At 47.9% G+C, this 19,515-nt stretch carries 12 protein-coding genes and 1 pseudogene; 3 read left to right on the top strand and 10 right to left on the bottom strand.

Annotated elements, in window-relative coordinates; genetic code table 11:
• Positions 1–33: 33 nt before the first annotated feature.
• Both H3001_RS19805 and H3001_RS13765 read left to right on the top strand, forming a co-directional pair.
• Positions 34–2,111: pseudogene (locus tag H3001_RS19805) on the top strand (GH92 family glycosyl hydrolase); the annotation flags it as partial.
• Positions 2,112–2,138: 27 nt separating this feature from the next.
• Positions 2,139–4,022, top strand: a complete 1,884-nt coding sequence (locus H3001_RS13765) for a beta-L-arabinofuranosidase domain-containing protein (protein WP_394367812.1) — start codon at positions 2,139–2,141, stop codon at positions 4,020–4,022.
• A gap of 301 nt (positions 4,023–4,323) precedes the next feature.
• Here H3001_RS13765 and H3001_RS13760 read toward each other — a convergent pair whose 3' ends face one another.
• From H3001_RS13760 to H3001_RS13740, 5 genes are all read right to left on the bottom strand, one after another.
• Entirely contained in the window at positions 4,324–6,720 is a 2,397-nt protein-coding gene (locus H3001_RS13760) for a TonB-dependent receptor domain-containing protein (protein ID WP_246368600.1), read from the bottom strand.
• 145 nt (positions 6,721–6,865) lie between these two features.
• The gene (locus H3001_RS13755) at positions 6,866–7,882 is read right to left on the bottom strand and encodes a FecR family protein (RefSeq protein ID WP_178244701.1); all 1,017 of its coding nucleotides are present in this window, start codon (positions 7,880–7,882) and stop codon (positions 6,866–6,868) included.
• Positions 7,883–7,915: 33 nt separating this feature from the next.
• A complete protein-coding gene (locus H3001_RS13750; protein ID WP_178244700.1) occupies positions 7,916–8,452 on the bottom strand; it encodes an RNA polymerase sigma-70 factor in 537 nt (178 codons plus the stop codon).
• Between the two features lie 303 nt (positions 8,453–8,755).
• Positions 8,756–9,421: a DUF4627 domain-containing protein gene (locus H3001_RS13745; protein WP_178244699.1), complete on the bottom strand. Its 666-nt coding sequence runs from the start codon at positions 9,419–9,421 to the stop codon at positions 8,756–8,758.
• A 189-nt stretch (positions 9,422–9,610) separates the two neighbouring features.
• Positions 9,611–11,770 (bottom strand): elongation factor G, encoded by a 2,160-nt coding sequence (locus tag H3001_RS13740; protein ID WP_178244698.1) that lies wholly within the window; start codon positions 11,768–11,770, stop codon positions 9,611–9,613.
• A 234-nt stretch (positions 11,771–12,004) separates the two neighbouring features.
• On the opposite strand from H3001_RS13740, the gene hemW reads away from it, so the two are divergent.
• On the top strand, positions 12,005–13,135 hold the full coding sequence (gene hemW, locus H3001_RS13735) for a radical SAM family heme chaperone HemW (protein WP_181215230.1): 1,131 nt from the start codon (positions 12,005–12,007) through the stop codon (positions 13,133–13,135).
• Positions 13,136–13,222: 87 nt separating this feature from the next.
• Here hemW and glmM read toward each other — a convergent pair whose 3' ends face one another.
• The 5 genes from glmM to rpe all read right to left on the bottom strand — a co-directional run bounded on the left by glmM (position 13,223) and on the right by rpe (position 19,357).
• Positions 13,223–14,611, bottom strand: a complete 1,389-nt coding sequence (glmM, locus tag H3001_RS13730; RefSeq protein ID WP_178244696.1) for a phosphoglucosamine mutase — start codon at positions 14,609–14,611, stop codon at positions 13,223–13,225.
• Between the two features lie 2 nt (positions 14,612–14,613).
• Positions 14,614–15,303, bottom strand: coding sequence for a DUF4827 domain-containing protein (locus tag H3001_RS13725; RefSeq protein ID WP_181215229.1), 690 nt, complete (start codon positions 15,301–15,303; stop codon positions 14,614–14,616).
• Between the two features lie 326 nt (positions 15,304–15,629).
• Positions 15,630–16,667: a DHH family phosphoesterase gene (locus tag H3001_RS13720; protein ID WP_178244694.1), complete on the bottom strand. Its 1,038-nt coding sequence runs from the start codon at positions 16,665–16,667 to the stop codon at positions 15,630–15,632.
• A 57-nt stretch (positions 16,668–16,724) separates the two neighbouring features.
• On the bottom strand, positions 16,725–18,689 hold the full coding sequence (locus H3001_RS13715) for a ComEC/Rec2 family competence protein (RefSeq protein WP_181215228.1): 1,965 nt from the start codon (positions 18,687–18,689) through the stop codon (positions 16,725–16,727).
• A gap of 8 nt (positions 18,690–18,697) precedes the next feature.
• Positions 18,698–19,357, bottom strand: a complete 660-nt coding sequence (gene rpe / locus H3001_RS13710; protein ID WP_181215227.1) for a ribulose-phosphate 3-epimerase — start codon at positions 19,355–19,357, stop codon at positions 18,698–18,700.
• Between the last annotated feature and the right edge of the window lie 158 nt (positions 19,358–19,515).

The raw sequence follows: 19,515 nt of genomic DNA, 5'->3' as shown, positions 1-19,515 counted from the left end.
TATACGCTACTTTTGTACAAAAGTATAAAAATTATGACTATGAAAAAGAAAATCCATCTTTTACTGTGTATGTGGGGTCTGCTGGGTACGGTTTCGGGACAGAATGTCATGTACGTAGACCCTTTTATCGGCACTCAGGGGACGGGGCATACCTTTCCGGGGCCTTCCCTGCCTTTTGGTATAGTGCAACCGGGACCCGACTGTAACAGCACCAGCTGGGATTATACCAGCGGGTATCAGTATGCCGACTCTACCCTGCTCGGATTCTCCCAGACACATTTGAGCGGTACCGGTATCGGGGAACTGGGGGATGTACTGCTGCTTCCCTTTGCCGACAATGAGAAGAAGGGCATCCTGAAGAAACATACGGAAAAGGCATCGGCCGGATATTACAGTGTGGAAAAGGCAGACGGAGTAAAGGCCGAACTGACCTGCACGCACCGGGTGGCCTTTCATCGGTACACTTTCCCGTCGGCCAATGCCAGTCTGCTGCTGGACTTCCAGCACGGTATCCGGTTTCTGACCGACAGCCTTGTCCTCCATTCCGATATTCAGATTAAAGACAAGCATACGATTACCGGCTATTGCCATACGAAAAACTGGGTGGAACGGAAGTATTTCTTTGTCATCAAATTTGATACTCCTTTCTCGAGCATGGAACAGTTGCCTTTGCAGGCCAAGGAAAATGCACCGAGGTACGTCGCACAGTTCAAACTGAAATCAAAGCATCCGCAGTTGAAGGTGAAAGTGGCTCTCTCGACCACCGGAATGAAAGGTGCGGAAAAGAACCTGCAGCAGGAACTTCCGCACTGGGACTTCGAGGCTGTCCGCAAGCAAGCATCGGACCAGTGGAGCCGTTACCTTGACAAGATACAGATTGAGACCGACGAACGACGCAAGAGAATATTCTACAACTGTATGTATCACCTGCTCCTGCAACCGTCCAACATCGCAGACGTAGACGGAAGGTACCGCGGAGTGGACGACCAGGTAAGTTGCGCGGAGCACAAGGCCTACTTCTCGACCCTCTCCAACTGGGATATCTACAGGGCTGCATTCCCTTTGTTGCAGTTCATCGCACCGGAGGTAATCGACCCCATTGTCCGCTCGATGATTGTCCATCATCAAAAGGCGGGCTTCCTGCCCATCTGGACGGCATGGGGAAAAGACAACTACTGCATGATCGGCAATCATGCGATTCCGATGATTGTATCGGCCTATCAGAATGGATTCAGCGGCTTTAATCCCGAAGAGGCCTTTGCGGCGATTCAGGAGACTTCGACTACCCCGCACATTCACTCCGACTGGGATACCTACCGGAAATACGGATATTATCCGTTCGACCTCGTAAAGGATGAGTCAGTTTCCAAGGCCTCGAAAACGGATACGACGACTGGTGCGTGGCCTTCATGGCTGAGAAACTCCAGAAGAAGGAGGTCAGCGAAGAATTCTATCAAAGAGCCCGTTTTTATGAAAATCTGTTCGACAGTGACTCCCAGCTCTTCAGGGGAAAGGATTCGAAAGGGAAATGGAGAACCGATTTCAATCCGTTCAAGGCCACGTCTCCGATGAACAATCCGGGAGATTATACAGAGGCCAATGCCTGGCAGTATTTCTGGACGCCGGCACAACAGGATGTAGAGGGAATCACGAAACTGATCGGAGGTAAAGCGCAGTTTACCAGACAGCTGGATTACTTTTTCGCTACGGAGACAGAGAACCCGGACAAGTACCTGGGACAGGAAGGGATGATCGGACTGTATGCGCACGGCAACGAGCCCTGTCATCATGTGGCTTACTTATACAAGTTTTCGGACAAGCCCTGGAAGACGGATTTCTATGTCAATCAGATTGTCAACCGCTTCTACGGAGACCGGCCGGATGGAATCATCGGCAATGACGACTGCGGGCAGATGTCGGCATGGTACATTTTCTCTACCCTGGGATTCTATCCCGTGAATCCGGCCAATGGGGTTTTCGTACTGGGAGCTCCGCAGGTGAAGCGTGCTTCCGTCAGCCTCGGTAACGGCCGTAAACTTATCATCGAGGCCGATGGGCTCACCGCATCGCACATTTATGCAGGAGAAATAACTTACAACGGTATCAGAAAAGACAACAGCATCAATTTCAAAGAACTTATGGAAGGCGGGACATTACAATATAAAATGGTAGAGAATCCGGTAGCGGTATGCTTCAAGCCGTTTCATTTCGGAAGCATCAAACCCCTCGGATGGCTTAAGGAACAAATGCAAATGGACATGAAGGGGGTACTGACTCACTTGCCGGAACTGATTCCGGAGTTGATCAATGACCCTATCTATGGCAGCGGAAGGCTTTCTGCCGGCAGCAAGGCGAAGGATTTGGGAAACCACAAGGAGGGAGATGCGGAAGGAGAAGAGCAATACAAATGGTGGAACTCGGAAACGCAGTCGAACTGGAGGGACGCGTACATCCGGAATGCCATCATGCTGAACGATGCGGAAGCGATGAAACGCGTAGACGAATATGTCAGGGAAATCCTCGCTACCCAGGATGAAGACGGCTACCTGGGGATTTATACCCCTTCTTTACGATATCGTTTCGACAAAGAAAACGGAGAACTGTGGTCGAAGACCACCTTGCTGAGGGGACTGCTGGCTTATTACGAGGCTACCGGCAAGCAGGAAGTATGGAAAGCGATTTGCCGGGCGGTAGACAATGTCATGGAAAAATGGCCGATCTACGGTTCTGCTCCGTTTGATGCCGGTACCGAATACAACGGAGGGGTGGCTCACGGACTGACGTTTACAGACGTGCTGGACCGTATGTATCAGCTTACGGGCGACCGGAAGTACCTGGATTATGCGCTTTTCCTCTACCTGGATTATTCCAGCCATTTTTCTTCCGAATCTGATGCCCAACTGGGAAATATTCTGGATAAGGAATACAAGCTCAAGTGTCATGGAGTACATACGTATGAACACCTGCGCCCTCTCATAGTGGCGGCACAGACCACTATGGATGAAAAGGTCATCAATGCTCTGAATCTGTACCTGGACAGGATAGCTGCCACCACCACAGCTACGGGTGGGGCCATCGGCGATGAATGGATCGGGGAACGGTGTGCCCATCCCTACGATACCGGATATGAATTCTGCTCGCTCCACGAACTCCTCGACAGTTATTCGGTGCTGCTGCAAAAGAAGGGAGAGGTAGCTGCGGCTGAGCGCATGGAAACCATTTTCTACAATGCAGCCTTGGGAATGCGGTTAAAGGACGGAAGCGGCATCGCTTACCTGAAGACGGATAATTCGTATGAGATGAGAGGTACGCGAAACGGACATCCGGAAGCCGACAGAAAGCAGACAAGGTACAAGTACTCGCCTGTCCATCAGGATGTGGCTGTCTGCTGTGTACCTAATTCGCTGAGAATTACGCCTTACTTCATTCAGAAGGCATGGATGACAGACAGCGAGGGCCACCTGGTATGCAATCTGTTGTTGCCTTGTGCACTGGAAACGGAGCATCGGGGCGGTAAGGTAAAGATAGAAATGCAGACCGGCTACCCTTTGTCCGACAGTATCCGCCTGTCGGTCTATTGTGAGACGGACCAGAGAATCAAACTGAGAAAACCTGCATGGGCCGAGGAGATAAAGGCTTCCAGGGAATACGTGACTGAGGGTGATTACCTGGTGTTCTCCTGCAAAGGCGGTTGTACAGAGCAGATTGACCTGAAGCTGGTGACTGCCCCAAGAGTGATACAGGACCGGAACGGATTCCATTACTTTGCCTATGGAGCCGTTATCTATGCCTTGCACCATGAGGCTGCAGAAGAAAAAGGCAGAGTATACGCAGAGCACTTTCATGACCGGTATTTCTATCCTGAAAAGAAACTGAAGCAGTACAAGTATCTTCCCAACCAGCGTATTGAGATGATAGACGGTAAGCTGGTTACCCGACTGTTCAATACAGACACACAGACAACAGAAACCGTCGAACTGAAGCCGATGATGTATTCAGTGCTGAGACAGGTAGCTTTCTGACGGTTTCGGCTTTCCCATATTCTTTTTCACAAACTTCCGCTACGACAGCCAACCATCTGGCAGTCATGGCGGAAGCCATTTTTTCAATACTTAAGACAGCCTGCTCCGAGCACACACTACAGTCTATCCAGTTCCTTGAAATCCTGCTGATGTGACCGTTTTTTTTCTTTTCCAAAACGATAGGTTATATTTACCTTTATCTGTCTTGATTCTCCCTTTCCCCAATTCCACAGACGGAAACCTTCAAAAGCGGCATCGTTATCCCAGTTATTTGTCCAGAACAGATCGGTTAGAGATAAGTTTACAGACAAACGTTTTTAAAGAATGATCTTCCGGCAGCCAAGTCAACATAACCGCTGGAGTGCATGATTTCGTTAGCTCCCCCCTGTCGTCTAGTCGCATATGAACCGTTCAGTTCCAGTTGTAAATTCCAAGGAAGACGGAAAGTGTTCATCAAAGTAAAAATACCGGCTACCGAACCTTTTCTGAAAGTACGGTATGTATCAAAAGCAATATCTTTATACGTATAATACCCGACCAGATTCAAGTTCATTTCCCACCAGGGGAAGGGAGTAAGGCTTTGGTTACATGCAAGTGACAACTGCTGTTCTGTACCAATATTTTGGGGAGTCATAATTACCTTATCAGTCGACAAGGTATCGGTTATCTGCGCTTTATAATCCTTCATATAAGTATATGCAGCTGTGAGCGAAGTACTTTTATGACTGTATGTCACTGTCAAGCGATGCGTCTTCTGAGGCATCAGGAAAGGATTTCCTTTCCAGTACGACAGTTCATCCAGCAAATATTCAAAAGGATTCAGATCCTGATATGCAGGACGGTCAATGCGGCTGCCATAACCGATAGACAGCGATTGATCATCCTTTATCTGATAATTCAAACTAACAGAAGGAAAACAGTTAAAATAACTGTGACGATTGAATTTGCTGTCCAAACCATTTACCGCATACAACTGTCCTTCCGACCAGGTCTGCTCTCCCCGCAGTCCCAATTCCATACGAAAACGAGGACCTAGTGGACACTCATACAGTAAATAAGCAGCCAGAATTCGCTCTTTATACACGAAATCATTGGATTGGGTAGCATCCATCACTTCACCGTAATCCGTAATCTCGAAAAAGCGATAACCATTGTCTGCACTCACATCCGAATATTTTACTCCTGCTTTCAACTCTCCACTCCCCCATTTATGCTGCTGCTGATAAGCCAAGGCATAGATATGAATGTTTCTTCTATTTTGGGAACGATAAAGATAATCATTCAGAACCTTCCCCTCCGGTGTTACATAAGTATTGGGTTGTAAATTACCCGAACCACCGTCAAACCATGCATAATTGGCATCTATAGTATATTTTACTCCTTCTTTCGGAGTGGACACATAATAAAGACCGGCTCCATAACGATTCGCCCGTTGCTCATAATAGTCATTCCGGGCATAAAGAACTTGTTCCAGTTCATGATGTACGGCATCTCTGATTTCCGTAGTAGTCACAGTCTGCCCAGGACCAAAAAGCGTATTTACAGTCAACTGACCGCCAATTAGGTTCCGCTCATTGAATTTATATTCCACGTCCAAATTCCCGGAAAAAGTCTTTCTTTTATCCGTATCAGCCGTCGGGCTATAATATTCTTTTCCTGACTGAATCCGACGCATTCCATAATCCAGATCGTAATATCCCAATTGATGACGGTAATTTCCCATCAGACTGAAACGGTTCCGGTTATAACCAAATGCCATTTCGGTATTCTGACGGATATTGTTCCAGTAAGACAGTCCATTGTTCATGGAAAAAGAATACCCTTCGGTATGATATTTCTGAGTATGAATATTGATAATTCCGCCGGAACCTGCAGCATCGTATTGTGCAGAAGGATTATTGATAATCTCAACTGACTTTACCGAAGCGGATGACATGGACCGAAGCAAGGCAATCACCTCTTCCTGCTGCATATAGGTAGGCTTTCCATCAAGAATTATCAGAACCCCACTACGACCTCCAATACTGACTTTATCGTTTCCGTCAACAAGCACACCGGGGGTCTTCCTAAGAATATCCAAGGCTGTACCTCCAGCCAGTATTCCACTGTTTTTTGGGAAGAAGACAGTGTTGCCGTTTATCACACGCACGGAAGGATGCTGCTTTTCACCTATTATGAGGACGTTATCTAACAGAATATTGGCAGACTGAAGATGAATACGTACGGCAGTATCTTTTTCAAGGTTAAAGGGTTCGCTTAAATAAGGATTATACCCCAAGCAACTGACATACAACTGTACTTTTCCTGCAGCTTTAAGACTGAAGCGTCCTTGTGCCGAAGTAATGGTCTGACTCATAGGAAATCCATCTTCTTGCTTCAAGACACTGACGACTGCTGCTTCTACTGGCTGATATAAAGAATCCGTTACAATACCCGACAGACTACATTCCACTACTTTCGTTCCTTTTTTAGCCTCAGTTTTCCGAATCACGTACGTATTTTCACGTACCTTTCTATAAATCAAAGGTTTATCTAAAAGTAGAACTGCCATGGCCCGCTCAAATGAACAACTATCCAATTTACAGGTCACCTGATAGGATTCGATATCCCTATAGTCAAATAAAATATGAATTCCACTTTTAGCTTCGATACTTTTCAAAGCATCTGCCAAACCGGCCTGCTGTAATACCACACTCATGGTTTCTACAGTTTGCGCCAAAAGAATCTGTGTTCCACACAGAAAAAAACAGAGAACTTGTACCAATTTTGATTTCATAAGGTCATTTTTAATAAGTATTTATTATAAATACGAATGACACCCAAAACGGGTACTCTTTTTTACATTATTTTCCAACAATCACTGCATTATTTTCCAGTATAATCGGAGTTTTACTGATATAATTCAACAATTCAATAATTGAAGAAAGTGACTCGTTCCGCAGTGCCTTAAAATGCAAACGGCTGTTCATGCTATCCTTATTTCGGAAAATTATGTTTACATTATACCATCTCCCCAATTCACACAGCACTTCTACTAGCGGCTGATTGTCGAAATAAAAAACTCCCCCGGTCCAGACAACAAAATCACCGATATGTGAAGTTTTCTTCATACATAACTTATCCTTGCCGGTAAGTTGTATCTGCTCTCCTGGACTGATAAGCAGACTGTCTGTCTGATGCAAAGAAAAGACCTGCAGGGAGCCGGAAAGCAAGGTAATCTTCTCTGCTTCAGTAGTGTAGTTTCTCATATTGAATGTTGTGCCCAACACTCTGACATTCAATCGTTCGGAACGCACCGTAAATGGATGTACAGTATCTTTGGCCACATCAAACAGTCCTTCTCCTTTCAGTGTTACCATACGCTCACAACGGACAAACTGTGCACTGTCATATATAAGTTTACTATCTGCATTCAACGTAACTAACGTACCATCAGGGAGTTTAAACTGCTTCTGCATTCCCCTGGGAACATATATTGACGTAATCCCGTTTACCGTTTCTTGTCTGACGGTCTGTGAGGCTGTGACTGCTTCAAACACGGTTAACTCTTCATGCTGTATTCCAAAACTATTTATAATAAAAGCCAGCACTACACAAGCTACAGCAGTAAGACTGGCAACCAATGGAATTACCGATTTTTTTCTGTGACGATTTGCAAAAGCTTTCCACTCTTCATTCACATCGGGAGCCGGAACATGCCGCCGGGCCAAAGCTTCCCTGGCAGCCAATATAGCACGTGCGTTATTCAGACATTCTTCATCCGAAAACAGTTGTTTGAGTTCTTCCGAAGTAAAGGCAGAAGGATTCTCAAGTGCTTCCAACACATGGTCCAGTCTATTTTCTGAATCTATTTTCAACATACCAATCGATATTTAATGTGTTATGAACCTGACTCAGGACAAATCTTCCCGATTATTTTCAAACTCATTCCGAATCAGACGCAATACTCTCATTATATGCTTCTTTACCCCGCTGCTGCTGATTTGATATTCTTGAGCAACCTCCGTGTATTTCTTATGACCAAAATAACATTTCATGAAGATTCCTTTCGTCGGCTCCTTTAAATCATCAATGATTTTCTCTATACAGGACATCCGATATTCATACAGATTTAAATCATCCGGAGAATCCTCTGTTATCCAATCATAGATTTCAGCAAATTGCTGTTCTATTTTTCTATGGCGCATATAATCAATACATCTGTTTCGGATAAGAGTATAAAGATATGAAGACAGAGTATCAGCTTTAAGTTCATCACGCTGTAGCCAGACTTTCTCAAAGACATCGTTGACCAGGTCTTTTGAGACTTCTTCATCTGCAATAAACTGAAAGCAATAATAATATAAACGAGAGTAATAAGTCTTATACACCTCTTCAAACCTCTCTTTGGATAACTTCCTGTTTTTATTATGAAAGTGGAAAATTGCCATGAGACAAAAGTAATAAAAAAATAAAAACCTGGACAAATTTCAACTATTCTTCCGCCTGTGCTATTCATAAGTTTTCTTATCTTAAATAGCCGGCAACCTGCTCCTCAGAGAATACCCAGACTGGAAGGTAGAACAAATTCCGGCCCTGTTCCTGATTGATCCGGAAGGAATCATCATCAAGCAAAATCCAAGTATCGAATACCTGATGTCGCTGCCGGAACATCCTTGATTCCCATAAAAATCCCTCTCTGCCACAGCCCGGAACGGCAGGCAGAGAGGGATTTCATTTTTAACCCAGATTCCTTATTTCTTTACTACTGATACGTTGTCGATCAAAGCTTTTGAATCCTTGTTCTGCAACTGGATTACCAGGATCAGGTTCTTGTAAGTATCTTCAGTAGCAGCCGATTCAGTGATTTTTCCACCCTTTGCTTCTACTCCCTGTGCACTGGCAAACGCATCCACCACTCTTGCGAAGTCGAAGTTGGCAGTCACCTTATTCCACTTGTTGCCTTTCAGTTTGCGGCTATATGCAGCAGCCGACTGCTTCTTGGTAGCCTCGTTGCTCAGGTCGAACTTCTCACGCATGATGAAGACCTTGTTGCTCTTGGCATCACAGATGAAGAAACGCACTTCAGCGTCACCGCTCACTGCCTTTGCTTCGAAAGAAACCGCATAAACTCCTTTTTCCAGACCTTCCAGGCGCTGTCCCAGATAAGCCTTATACCAAGAGTTGTTGTTGGTATTCTCAATCTGAACCACATTGCCGTGAGCATCGTCGTCGGTAGCTGCTGTAATGACTGTACCACCGTTGGCTTTTTCAAGCACGAACCAGTCTGCTGAAGCAGGAACCGTCTTATTGATTTCCTCATTCAACGGAGTGTCGAAAGTTCCGTTCTTAACCACATTCTGTGCGAAACCACCCAATGCCAGGCAGGCAAAAGCGAGAGACAATACTTGTTTTTTCATGTTCTACGATTATTTAAAAGATTAATTAATTACAACATTAACAATGCAAAAATAATTATGCTCCGCATAAAAACCGGCTATTTCCGTACATTAATCGTATAATAAAATACATTTCTGCCGGTTTTCAGCCAATTAAAAAGGCCGCACCGACGGTACGACCCTTTCAACCTATAAAAACAACAACTAGAGTTATAACTCTTCTTTTTCCTGTTCTTCAAATTCCTTCATCAGCTTGTTCTGTACATCTGTCGGAACCAGTTCATAGCTGGCGAACTTCATGATGAAGGAAGCACGTCCACCTGTCAGTGAGCTCAACGCCGTAGAGTAGTTGGACATTTCTTTCAAAGGTACCTTGGCAGCCAGTTTTTCATAACCCTTCTCACTGCTCATACCCATAATCATACCGCGGCGTCCCTGCATGTCACTCATTACATCACCCAGTTTTTCACTCGGTACAAAGACTTCCACGTCATAAATCGGTTCCAGAATCTTCGGACCGGCATTCTTGAAGGCTTCACTGAAAGCGTTGCGGCCTGCCAGCATGAATGAGATTTCATTGGAGTCAACCGGGTGCATCTTTCCGTCGTATACAATCACACGTACGTCACGGGCATACGAACCGGTCAGCGGACCCTGTTCCATACGGCTCATGATACCCTTCAGGATAGCCGGCATGAAACGTGCGTCGATGGCACCACCTACCACACTGTTTACGAATACCAGTTTACCGCCCCATTCCAGGTCGATGACTTCCGTACCCTTCACGTTCATCTTGTATTCCTGACCATTGAACTTATATGTATCAGGAGCCGGCATGCCTTCGTAATACGGTTCTACAATCAGGTGTACTTCACCGAACTGTCCGGCACCACCCGACTGCTTCTTATGACGATAGTCGGCACGTGCAGCCTTGGTAATGGTTTCACGATACGGAATCTTCGGTTCATAGAACTGAATCTGCAGTTTTTCGTTGTTCTCGATACGCCATTTCAGAGTACGCAAGTGGAACTCACCCTGACCGTGAACCAGAATCTGCTTCAATTCCTTAGACTGTTCAATTACCCAGGTCGGATCTTCCTCACGCATACGGTTCAGGATAGCCATCATCTTTTCTGTATCGGCTTCATTTACCGGACGGATGGCACGGGTATATTTCGGATTCGGATATTTAATGAAGTTGAAACGGTTTTCACAGTCCTTGCCGTTCAGGGTATTGCCTGTCTTCACGTCTTTCAGTTTCACTGTACAACCGATATCACCGGCACGGAGTTCATCCACCTTTTCACGGTTGGCACCGGCACACACATAAAGCTGAGCCATACGTTCCTTCGAACCACGGTCGGCATTGTTCAGGTCGTCACCTTCGTGAACCACACCGCTCATTACCTTGAAGTACTGCACATCACCGATATGAGGCTCAACCGCAGTCTTGAAGAAATACAATGAAGTAGGCGCATCACACTTCGGTTCTACAGGTACCCCGCGTGTATTATGTACCACAGGCATTTCGTCTACAAACGGAACCACGTTGCCGAGGAATTCCATCAGACGGCGTACACCCATGTCCTTACCTGCACATACGCAGAATACCGGGAACATACCGCGTGCGGCCAGTCCCTTGCGGATACCTTCACGCATTTCGTCTTCTGTCAGCGATTCCGATTCAAAGAATTTTTCCATCAGGGTCTCGTCGTGTTCGGCTGCAGCTTCCACCAGTGTCTTGTGCCATTCCTGTGCCTTTTCCATTTCTTCGGCCGGAATGTCTTCGATAGTAGGAGCACCGCCTTCCGGACCCCAAGTATATTTTTTCATCAAAAGTACATCGATCAACGAATTAAAGTCGGGTCCTGTAGCCAGCGGATACTGAACCGGAACAACTTTAGAACCGTAATTTTCTTTCAACTGTTCGAGAACGTGGTCGAAGTCACACTTTTCACTGTCAAGCTGGTTTACCAGGAAAATCACCGGTTTACCCAGTTTCTCCGTATAACGGAAATGATTCTGTGTACCCACTTCCGGACCGTACTGACCGTTCAGCAGCAAAATAGCCGTATCCGTTACATTCAGTGCTGTCATGGCCGCTCCCACAAAGTCATCACTACCCGGACAGTCGATAATATTCAGTTTCTTACCATTCCACTCCACATGAAATACGGTAGAGAATACAGAGTAACCATACTCCTGCTCTACCGGAAAATAATCGCTTACCGTATTCTTGGCAGTAATTCTGCCGCGACGTTTTATAATACCACTCTCATAGAGCAGCGCTTCTGTGAGGGTGGTCTTACCTGATCCATCATTGCCAAGAAGGGCAATATTCTTAATTTCGTTGGTCTGATATACTTTCATGGTATTTCAAGATTTAATTAGTAAACGAAAGGATATGCTTTTCATATCTCTTGATTTTTAAGTGTGCGCAAATTAGAAATTAATGTTCAGAAATGCAACACTTACATTCGTGTTACTAAACTATGTTTTTAGGCAGAAAGCGGCAACCGGAGGAGTTAATATACAGCATGACAGCCGATAAATTCTGCGATTTTTTCCTACCTTTGCAGGAAACAAAAACAGAATATTCGCTCCATGGCCGGCATTTACATTCATATTCCATTCTGCAAGCGCAGATGCATTTACTGTGATTTCTTTTCGACTACGCAAAGTGAGAAAAAAGAGGCGTATGTACGCGCCCTCTGCAAGGAACTGGAACTGCGCAGGGATTATCTTCCGCAGGAGGAAATCGCTACGGTATACCTGGGAGGCGGAACGCCTTCACAACTGGAAGAAAAGGATTTCGGCCAGATTTTCGACACGCTGTACCGCCTTTATCCGGTCAGCAAGGATGCTGAAATCACCCTGGAAGCCAACCCCGACGACCTGACGCCGGAGTATGTCAGCAGCCTGCGCTCGCTTCCGTTCAACCGTCTCAGCATGGGCATACAGACCTTTCAGGAAGAAACCCTCCGTCTGCTCTGCCGCCGGCATACGGCCCGTCAGGCCAAAGAGGCTTTCTACCGTTGCCGGGAAGCGGGTTTCCAGAACATCAGCATCGACCTGATGTACGGTTTGCCCGGAGAGACACTGGCAGCCTGGGAAAACGACCTGCAGGAGGCACTGGCCATGCGTCCCGAACACATTTCGGCCTATCACCTGATTTACGAAGAGGGTACCCGCCTGTGGCAACTGCGGGAAGAGCACCGGGTGGAAGAAGCCGACGAGGACCTGAGTGTCAGTTTCTTTACCCTGCTGATTGAGCGCCTGAAAGCAGCGGGATACGAACATTATGAGATTTCCAATTTCTGCCTGCCGGGAAAGCATTCGCGCCATAACTCCAGTTACTGGACAGGCATCCATTACCTGGGATGCGGACCTTCGGCACATTCCTACAACGGTCTGTCGCGGCAATGGAACGTAGCCTCACTGGAAAAGTACATGGAGGGAATTGAACGGGGAATTCCTGACACCGAAGGCGAAGAGCTCGACCTGTATACCCGTTACAACGATTTTGTCATTACTACCATCCGTACCTGCTGGGGAATGCCGCTCAGCCGGCTGGAAAAGGAATTCGGGCACGAACTGTATGCGTACTGCCTGCGCATGGCGGCACCTCATATCCGGCAGAAAATGCTTGAGATCAAGGATGGAGTCCTGAAGCTGACAGAGAAAGGAGTCTTTATCTCCGACGGAATCATGAGTGACATGCTGTGGGTGGAATAAAATAAAAACGAAATAATACAATAAGCCCGCCATTCATCGCAGGATAAATGGCGGGCTTCCAGTATCTGTAATCAGCTTACCTCAATCTTATTTAGCCAGGCTGTACACGATGTCCATGATCTGCTTACCCAGTTCGTCGGCAGCTTCCATGGTAGATGCTTCCGAGTATACACGGATAATCGGTTCGGTGTTGCTCTTGCGCAGGTGTACCCACTTGTCGGCAAAGTCAATCTTCACACCGTCGATGTCATTGATTTCCTCGTTCTTGTACAGTTCCTTCACTTTTGCCAGGATAGCATCCACATCCGTTTCCGGTGTCAGGTCGATACGGTTCTTGGCAATGCAGTATGCCGGATACGAAGCACGCAGCTCGCTTACCTTCTTGCCTTCATGAGCCAGGTGACTCAGGAACAAAGCGATACCTACCAGTGCGTCACGTCCGTAGTGAGATTCCGGATAGATGACTCCACCGTTTCCTTCTCCACCGATTACCGCATGAGTTTCCTTCATCTTGGTTACTACGTTGACTTCACCTACGGCTGAAGCATTGTATTCCATACCGTACTTACGGGTTACGTCGCGCAGTGCACGGGTAGAACTCAGGTTGGATACCGTATTTCCCGGAGTGTGCTTCAATACGTAGTCGGCTACAGTTACCAGCGTATATTCTTCTCCGTACATGGTACCGTCTTCACAAATCATGGCCAGACGGTCTACGTCAGGGTCAACTACGAAGGCTACATCTGCCTTGCCGCCCTTCATCAGGTTCATGATGTCTCCCAGGTTCTTTTCCAGCGGTTCCGGATTGTGCTGGAAGTCGCCAGTCGGCTCACAGTACAGTTTTTCCACATGCTGTACGCCCAGCTGCTCCAGCAACTGCGGCAGCACGATACCGCCCACCGAGTTCACACAGTCGATAGCCACACGGAAGTTGGCCTTGCGGATAGCTTCCACGTCAACCAGCTTCAATGCCAGTACACTGTCGATGTGCTTCTGGTTATAAGTATTGTCTTCTCTGTATTTTCCGATATGTTCGATGTCAGCGAACTCAAATTCCTCGGCAGCCGCAATGCGAAGTACTTCATTGCCTTCCTGCGCATTCAGGAACTCTCCGTGTTCGTTCAACAGTTTCAGTGCATTCCACTGTCTTGGGTTGTGACTTGCAGTAAGAATGATACCTCCGCATGCACCTTCCATGGTCACTGCCAGTTCGGTTGTCGGAGTAGAAGCCAGACCGATGTTTACCACATCGAATCCCATTCCCATCAAAGTACCGCATACCACATTCTTTACCATTTCACCCGAAATGCGGGCGTCACGTCCTACTACAATCTTGTTGGTCGTAACCGTGGTTGTACGACGAATCAGCGTTGCGTAAGCCGATGTGAATTTCACGATGTCCAGCGGATTCAAACCTTCCCCCGCCTTACCTCCGATAGTACCTCGGATTCCAGAAATAGATTTAATTAATGTCATATTTATTTACCTAAATTATAAGTGATTTCATAAAAACAGGGGTACACCCGCTGACTGGCAGTGCTGGTGCCTTGTCCGTGAGGAACAATCAGGCGCACGCGAGCCACCTTGGCCGAAGACTGTGTACGTCCGGGTTTGATGTACTTGAACGGAACCAGCCAGCCCGACGGAACCGACGTGGTTCCATATGTCTGTGACATACTGTTCGAATGGGCTTTTGTAAATGAGGCGGAATACGAAGTCCCGCTGATGGTCAGCTTATATTCTTCGGGAAACAGCTCGATGGTAGAAGAACCTGTCAGCTGCATGTTCAGCAACAGGGTATCACCCGCCAGGAAGCCCAGGTCGTCGCGCGACTGTACGGCCACTTCTACAAAACGTGACAAGATTTCATACGAACCGTCCTGAAGGATTTCGCCTTCCTCACCGTCCTCGCCTTCAGGTCCCTTGCACATGATGTTCATGTATACGCCGCTTTCCTCGAAAAGCACATATTCGTTCTCATGTGTGATGGTATCCTGAGCATAGAAATCCTTCTCACTGATTACCTTATAGTCGTGACTCAAAATCCAGGCATTGATTGCATCTGCCTCGTCTTCTTTCATTTCCGCATAGGTTTTGCCGTTGTTACAACTTTGCAAGACGCACGACAAAACTCCGATAACTACCACTAAAAATTTTATTTTTTTCATTCTTCACCTTATATTATAGCAACAAAAGTAATAAAACTTCCTTTATTAACACCAACGAAAAAGATAAATAAAAAAAACAGTATACAATTTTATATTAAAATTGCATGTACGGTGAAAAACCATACAAGACAACGGGAAACCGACAAGCAGACAATCGTTCACGCATCGTTATCCGCTGGAGAAAAGGCCGCGGCCTTTTTCCGGAAAGCTGGCGGCCTTTTTGAAAAAGATCGCCTGCTTTCTCCTCATGCATAACGGTCCGTGTAACCACACACCGAAGTGTGTCATGTCTTCCCTGCCCGCGTCAATCCGCCCGGTCTGTTTTTTCAGTTTTTCTGCAAAAGAGGCTCGTACTTCACCAACGCCTGCTTGAAGCGTTCGATGGCTTCTTCCATTGTTCCGTAAAACTCACCTCCCGAGGCATTCAGATGTCCTCCACCGTTGAAGAACTCCGAAGCAACCTGGTTGCAGGGGAATGCTCCTACCGAACGGAGGGAAACCTTGATCATGTTCTTTTCGGTATCCTCACGCAGGAAAACGGAGAAACAGATGCCTTTCATCTGCAACGGAATGTTGACAAAGCCTTCCGTATCTCCTTTCACGTACTGGAAGCGTCCCTGCTCTTCCTTTGTCAGCCAGATCAGTGCCGCACGGAACTGCGGGAAGACTTCCATCTTGTCGTACAGTACGTATCCCATCAGCCGGAGACGTCCTTCGGAGTACGTATTGAACACCTTGCGGTAGATTTCATCCTTATCAATGCCCTTCGAGAGCAGTTCACTGATGATGAAGTAGATTTCACGGCTGTTGGAATTATAGGTAAATCCTCCCGTATCGGTCATCATACCGGTATAAATACATTCGGCACCCTCGCGTGTGATGTCTTCGAAATATCCCATCCGGCAGATGAGACGGAAAACCAGTTCGGAAGTCGACGAAATTTCCGGATGAGAAATCGTTACCCGGCAGAAATCTTCCGGATGCAGGTGATGGTCGATAAGTACCCTGCGTCCCGGGGCCTCTCCCACCACGCGGGCCATGGCATCGATGCGCGACAAGGCATTAAAGTCCAGACAGCAGATCACATCGGCCTCACCGATGAGCTTGTCGGCAAATTCCGCATACTTGTCGTAACGGATGATGTCCTTGGCTCCCGGCATCCAGCGAAGGAAATCAGGAAATGCATTCGGTACAATGACGTTCACGGTCTTTTCCTGAGTTTCCAGGAAATGCATCAGTCCCAGCGAAGAGCCGAGTGCATCTCCGTCGGGAGAGACATGGGTCACAATCACAATTTTGTCCGCACGTTCGAAATATTTAGCGACTTTGTCAATATTGGCCTGAAGTATTACTTTTGATAGCATATATGTATATCTGATAGTGTTGATTAAGCGGCAAATGTACGAAATTTTAATTTTATATCATAACGGAATACCGTAATATCCTTTTTCGGATACATCAATATAGGTCAGCCCCCGTTCCTCACAGGCTTTCCGTATCCATGCTTTCTGTTTATGGCTCAACGATTTGTCGGCTACTACGGTATGAAACTGAAACACCCGCAGCCAGTGGTCCAGCCCTCCCTGGAAGCCCCGGCAGAGATACAGGCAGTCGACTTTCAGGGGCAAGGGCGACTGACGGCTTTTCCAGCGTCCGTCGGATACCCTCACGATGCACCTTTCCCCTACCCGGTAGATACCCGAAGGTGACGAAAGCAGGCGGGAGGTAAAAGGAGTCTGCAGGTAAACCTGGCTGCGGCTCATGCAGATTTCCCGGGGCGGAGGAGAAAAGGATTCATATACCACCGAAGCCAACAGACAGGTTGCGGTTCCGAGGGTCAGTATCAGACAACGGGCCGGCCGGCGGTAATACAGGTAAGCCGCAAAGCCGCAGACACACAGTGCAAGCAGCCAGGCCTGAACTTCAGAAAGATAACATGCTGCGGGGCGGTCACCCGAAAGGCTCTGTATCACCTGCATTCCTCCGCTCATCCACCGGGTGACGGCAGAAAGGGCGGCTACACTCCAACTGCATAATACCGGCACGGGCAAAAGCAGCAGGGACAGCAATGCGAAACAGAGAATGGCGGCAGCCAGTGGCGTAACCATCAGGTTGCTTATAATAAAATAGGTAGGAAAAGTGCCAAAATAATGGGCTACCAAAGGCAGGGTGCCGATTTGTGCCGAGACAGAAAGTGCCGTGACCTGCCAGGCCCAACGGACCATGCTATGACGGGGCTGCCACAGGTCGCGGAGCAGCGGATAAAAGAAGAGAATGGCAAATACGGCCGCAAACGACAACTGGAAGCCGACATCGAATAAATAAAACGGATGATATGCCAACATCAGGAAAGCGGAAAGGCTCCAGGAGCAGGCGCCCGAATAGCGGCCGCCGGATACGGAGGTAAAAAGCACGTAAAGGGTATACATCGTCACGGCACGCACCACCGAAGCACTCAGTCCCGACAGGAAGGCAAAGCCCCACAGAAAGGCAACTACCGCAAACAGCAGCAGCTTCTTTCCTCCCGGCAGCCAGCGCAACGGATGGAGCAGGACCGACAGCAGCAGGACCAGTACTCCGACGTGGAGACCGGACAAAGCCAGTACGTGACTGGCCCCTGCCACGCTGTAGGTAGTACGCAACTCACGGCTCAGCTCACTCTTGTCGCCCACGGTCAGCGCCGAGACTACGGCAAGTACATCCCCTTCCAGGTTCCACGAACGGTAGGTATCCACCACCTGTTCGCGCAACCGCAAGGCCCACTGCCGCAAGGTAAGCCGCGGCTCTCCGGCCAGTTTCTTCCAGTTGCCCGAAAAAACAATGGCCGTTCCGCTCACCCCCTGCCGTTCCAGGTAACGGCCATAATCAAATCCCATCCGTGAGGAATCAGCCCCCGACGCCTCCACCACGGTACGGAACAGCATCCGGTCGCCACACCTCAGAGAAGGCTGAAGCGAATCACTCATCCAGGAAAGCAGGATCTTCCGGTCCACCGCTTTCCACTCTCCCGTCAGCGAGTCCCTCCCGGCTTCTACCCTGACCAGGGCCTGCCGGGTCTTCAACCGGATACGGGGCGCCTCATCCAACTGCCCGATATAGATTCTCTCCCCCGCATCCCAGTCGTACCGGATTTCTCCGCGGTGCAGGAGGACGGACACTCCCCCTGCCAGTCCCACCGCCAGGGTAACGAGCATGCCGAAAACCGCACGATAGCGGTACGAAGAGAAAAAATACACGACAAAGGCCGCCGCCAGCACACAAACAAAAAGCCCGGCAAGCATGCACAGGCATTCTTGCCGGACCATCAGTCTGTCCGTGACAACGATTCCCGCCGCCCCTGCTACGGTAAGACGGAAAACAGGATATGATGTCAGGCGGGAGAACATCCCACCGGTTATTTCAGATTCTTCATCTGACGGATCATGTCTACCATGTCAGGAGCCTTGAATACGGCATTGCCTGCCACCAGCACATCGGCACCGGTCTCAACCAGTTGCGCTCCGGTCTGCAGGTTGACACCTCCGTCGACTTCAATCAGGGCCTGTGAGCCGGTACGTGCAATCAGTTCACGCAACTCACGCACCTTGTTCAGGGTATGCGGAATAAACTTCTGTCCGCCGAAACCCGGATTGACACTCATGAGCAGTACCATGTCCACGTCGGAGATGATATCGGCAAGCAACGATACCGGAGTAGCCGGATTCAGGGTCACACCCGCCTGCATGCCCGCATCCTTGATCTGCTGCACCACCCGGTGCAAGTGCGGACAAGCCTCGTAATGCACGTTCATCATCATGCTGCCCAGGTCCTTTACCTCACGGATGAATTTCTCCGGCTGTACGATCATCAGGTGTACGTCCAGCGGTTTCTCACACAGTTCGGCCACGTATTTCAGTACCGGAAAACCGAAAGAGATATTGGGTACGAATACACCGTCCATGATGTCAATGTGCAGCCAGTCGGCCTCACTGCGGTTGATTTTTTCCAGGTCGGCTTTCAGGTTACCGAAATCGGCTGAAAGCAAAGAAGGGGATATTTTCAAATCTTTTGTCATATCAAAATATATATACTGTATGGATTTACTATGTTATGTAGGTCGGCGGCATTGCTGCCGCTTTCCCCATTAAGAACTGTACGTGCGACTTTCACCGCATACAGCTCCGATAATTCTAAATTTAATTCTCATAAAATTAAATCGGCTCATAATCATCT

Origin of the sequence: Phocaeicola faecicola, assembly GCF_013618865.1 — a bacterium.
Classification (GTDB): Bacteria; Bacteroidota; Bacteroidia; order Bacteroidales; family Bacteroidaceae; genus Phocaeicola; species Phocaeicola faecicola.
This window is presented reverse-complemented; position numbering and strand designations above follow the sequence as displayed.

What these genes read in the sequence shown, in the direction of transcription:
- H3001_RS13765 (WP_394367812.1), top strand. Translation starts at nt 2,139, where the DNA reads ATGGAAGGCGGGACATTACAATATAAAATGGTAGAGAATCCGGTAGCG.
- H3001_RS13760 (WP_246368600.1), bottom strand. Translation starts at nt 6,720, where the DNA reads ATGAGTGTGGTATTACAGCAGGCCGGTTTGGCAGATGCTTTGAAAAGT.
- H3001_RS13755 (WP_178244701.1), bottom strand. Translation starts at nt 7,882, where the DNA reads ATGTTGAAAATAGATTCAGAAAATAGACTGGACCATGTGTTGGAAGCA.
- H3001_RS13750 (WP_178244700.1), bottom strand. Translation starts at nt 8,452, where the DNA reads ATGGCAATTTTCCACTTTCATAATAAAAACAGGAAGTTATCCAAAGAG.
- H3001_RS13745 (WP_178244699.1), bottom strand. Translation starts at nt 9,421, where the DNA reads ATGAAAAAACAAGTATTGTCTCTCGCTTTTGCCTGCCTGGCATTGGGT.
- H3001_RS13740 (WP_178244698.1), bottom strand. Translation starts at nt 11,770, where the DNA reads ATGAAAGTATATCAGACCAACGAAATTAAGAATATTGCCCTTCTTGGC.
- hemW (WP_181215230.1), top strand. Translation starts at nt 12,005, where the DNA reads ATGGCCGGCATTTACATTCATATTCCATTCTGCAAGCGCAGATGCATT.
- glmM (WP_178244696.1), bottom strand. Translation starts at nt 14,611, where the DNA reads ATGACATTAATTAAATCTATTTCTGGAATCCGAGGTACTATCGGAGGT.
- H3001_RS13725 (WP_181215229.1), bottom strand. Translation starts at nt 15,303, where the DNA reads ATGAAAAAAATAAAATTTTTAGTGGTAGTTATCGGAGTTTTGTCGTGC.
- H3001_RS13720 (WP_178244694.1), bottom strand. Translation starts at nt 16,667, where the DNA reads ATGCTATCAAAAGTAATACTTCAGGCCAATATTGACAAAGTCGCTAAA.
- H3001_RS13715 (WP_181215228.1), bottom strand. Translation starts at nt 18,689, where the DNA reads ATGTTCTCCCGCCTGACATCATATCCTGTTTTCCGTCTTACCGTAGCA.
- rpe (WP_181215227.1), bottom strand. Translation starts at nt 19,357, where the DNA reads ATGACAAAAGATTTGAAAATATCCCCTTCTTTGCTTTCAGCCGATTTC.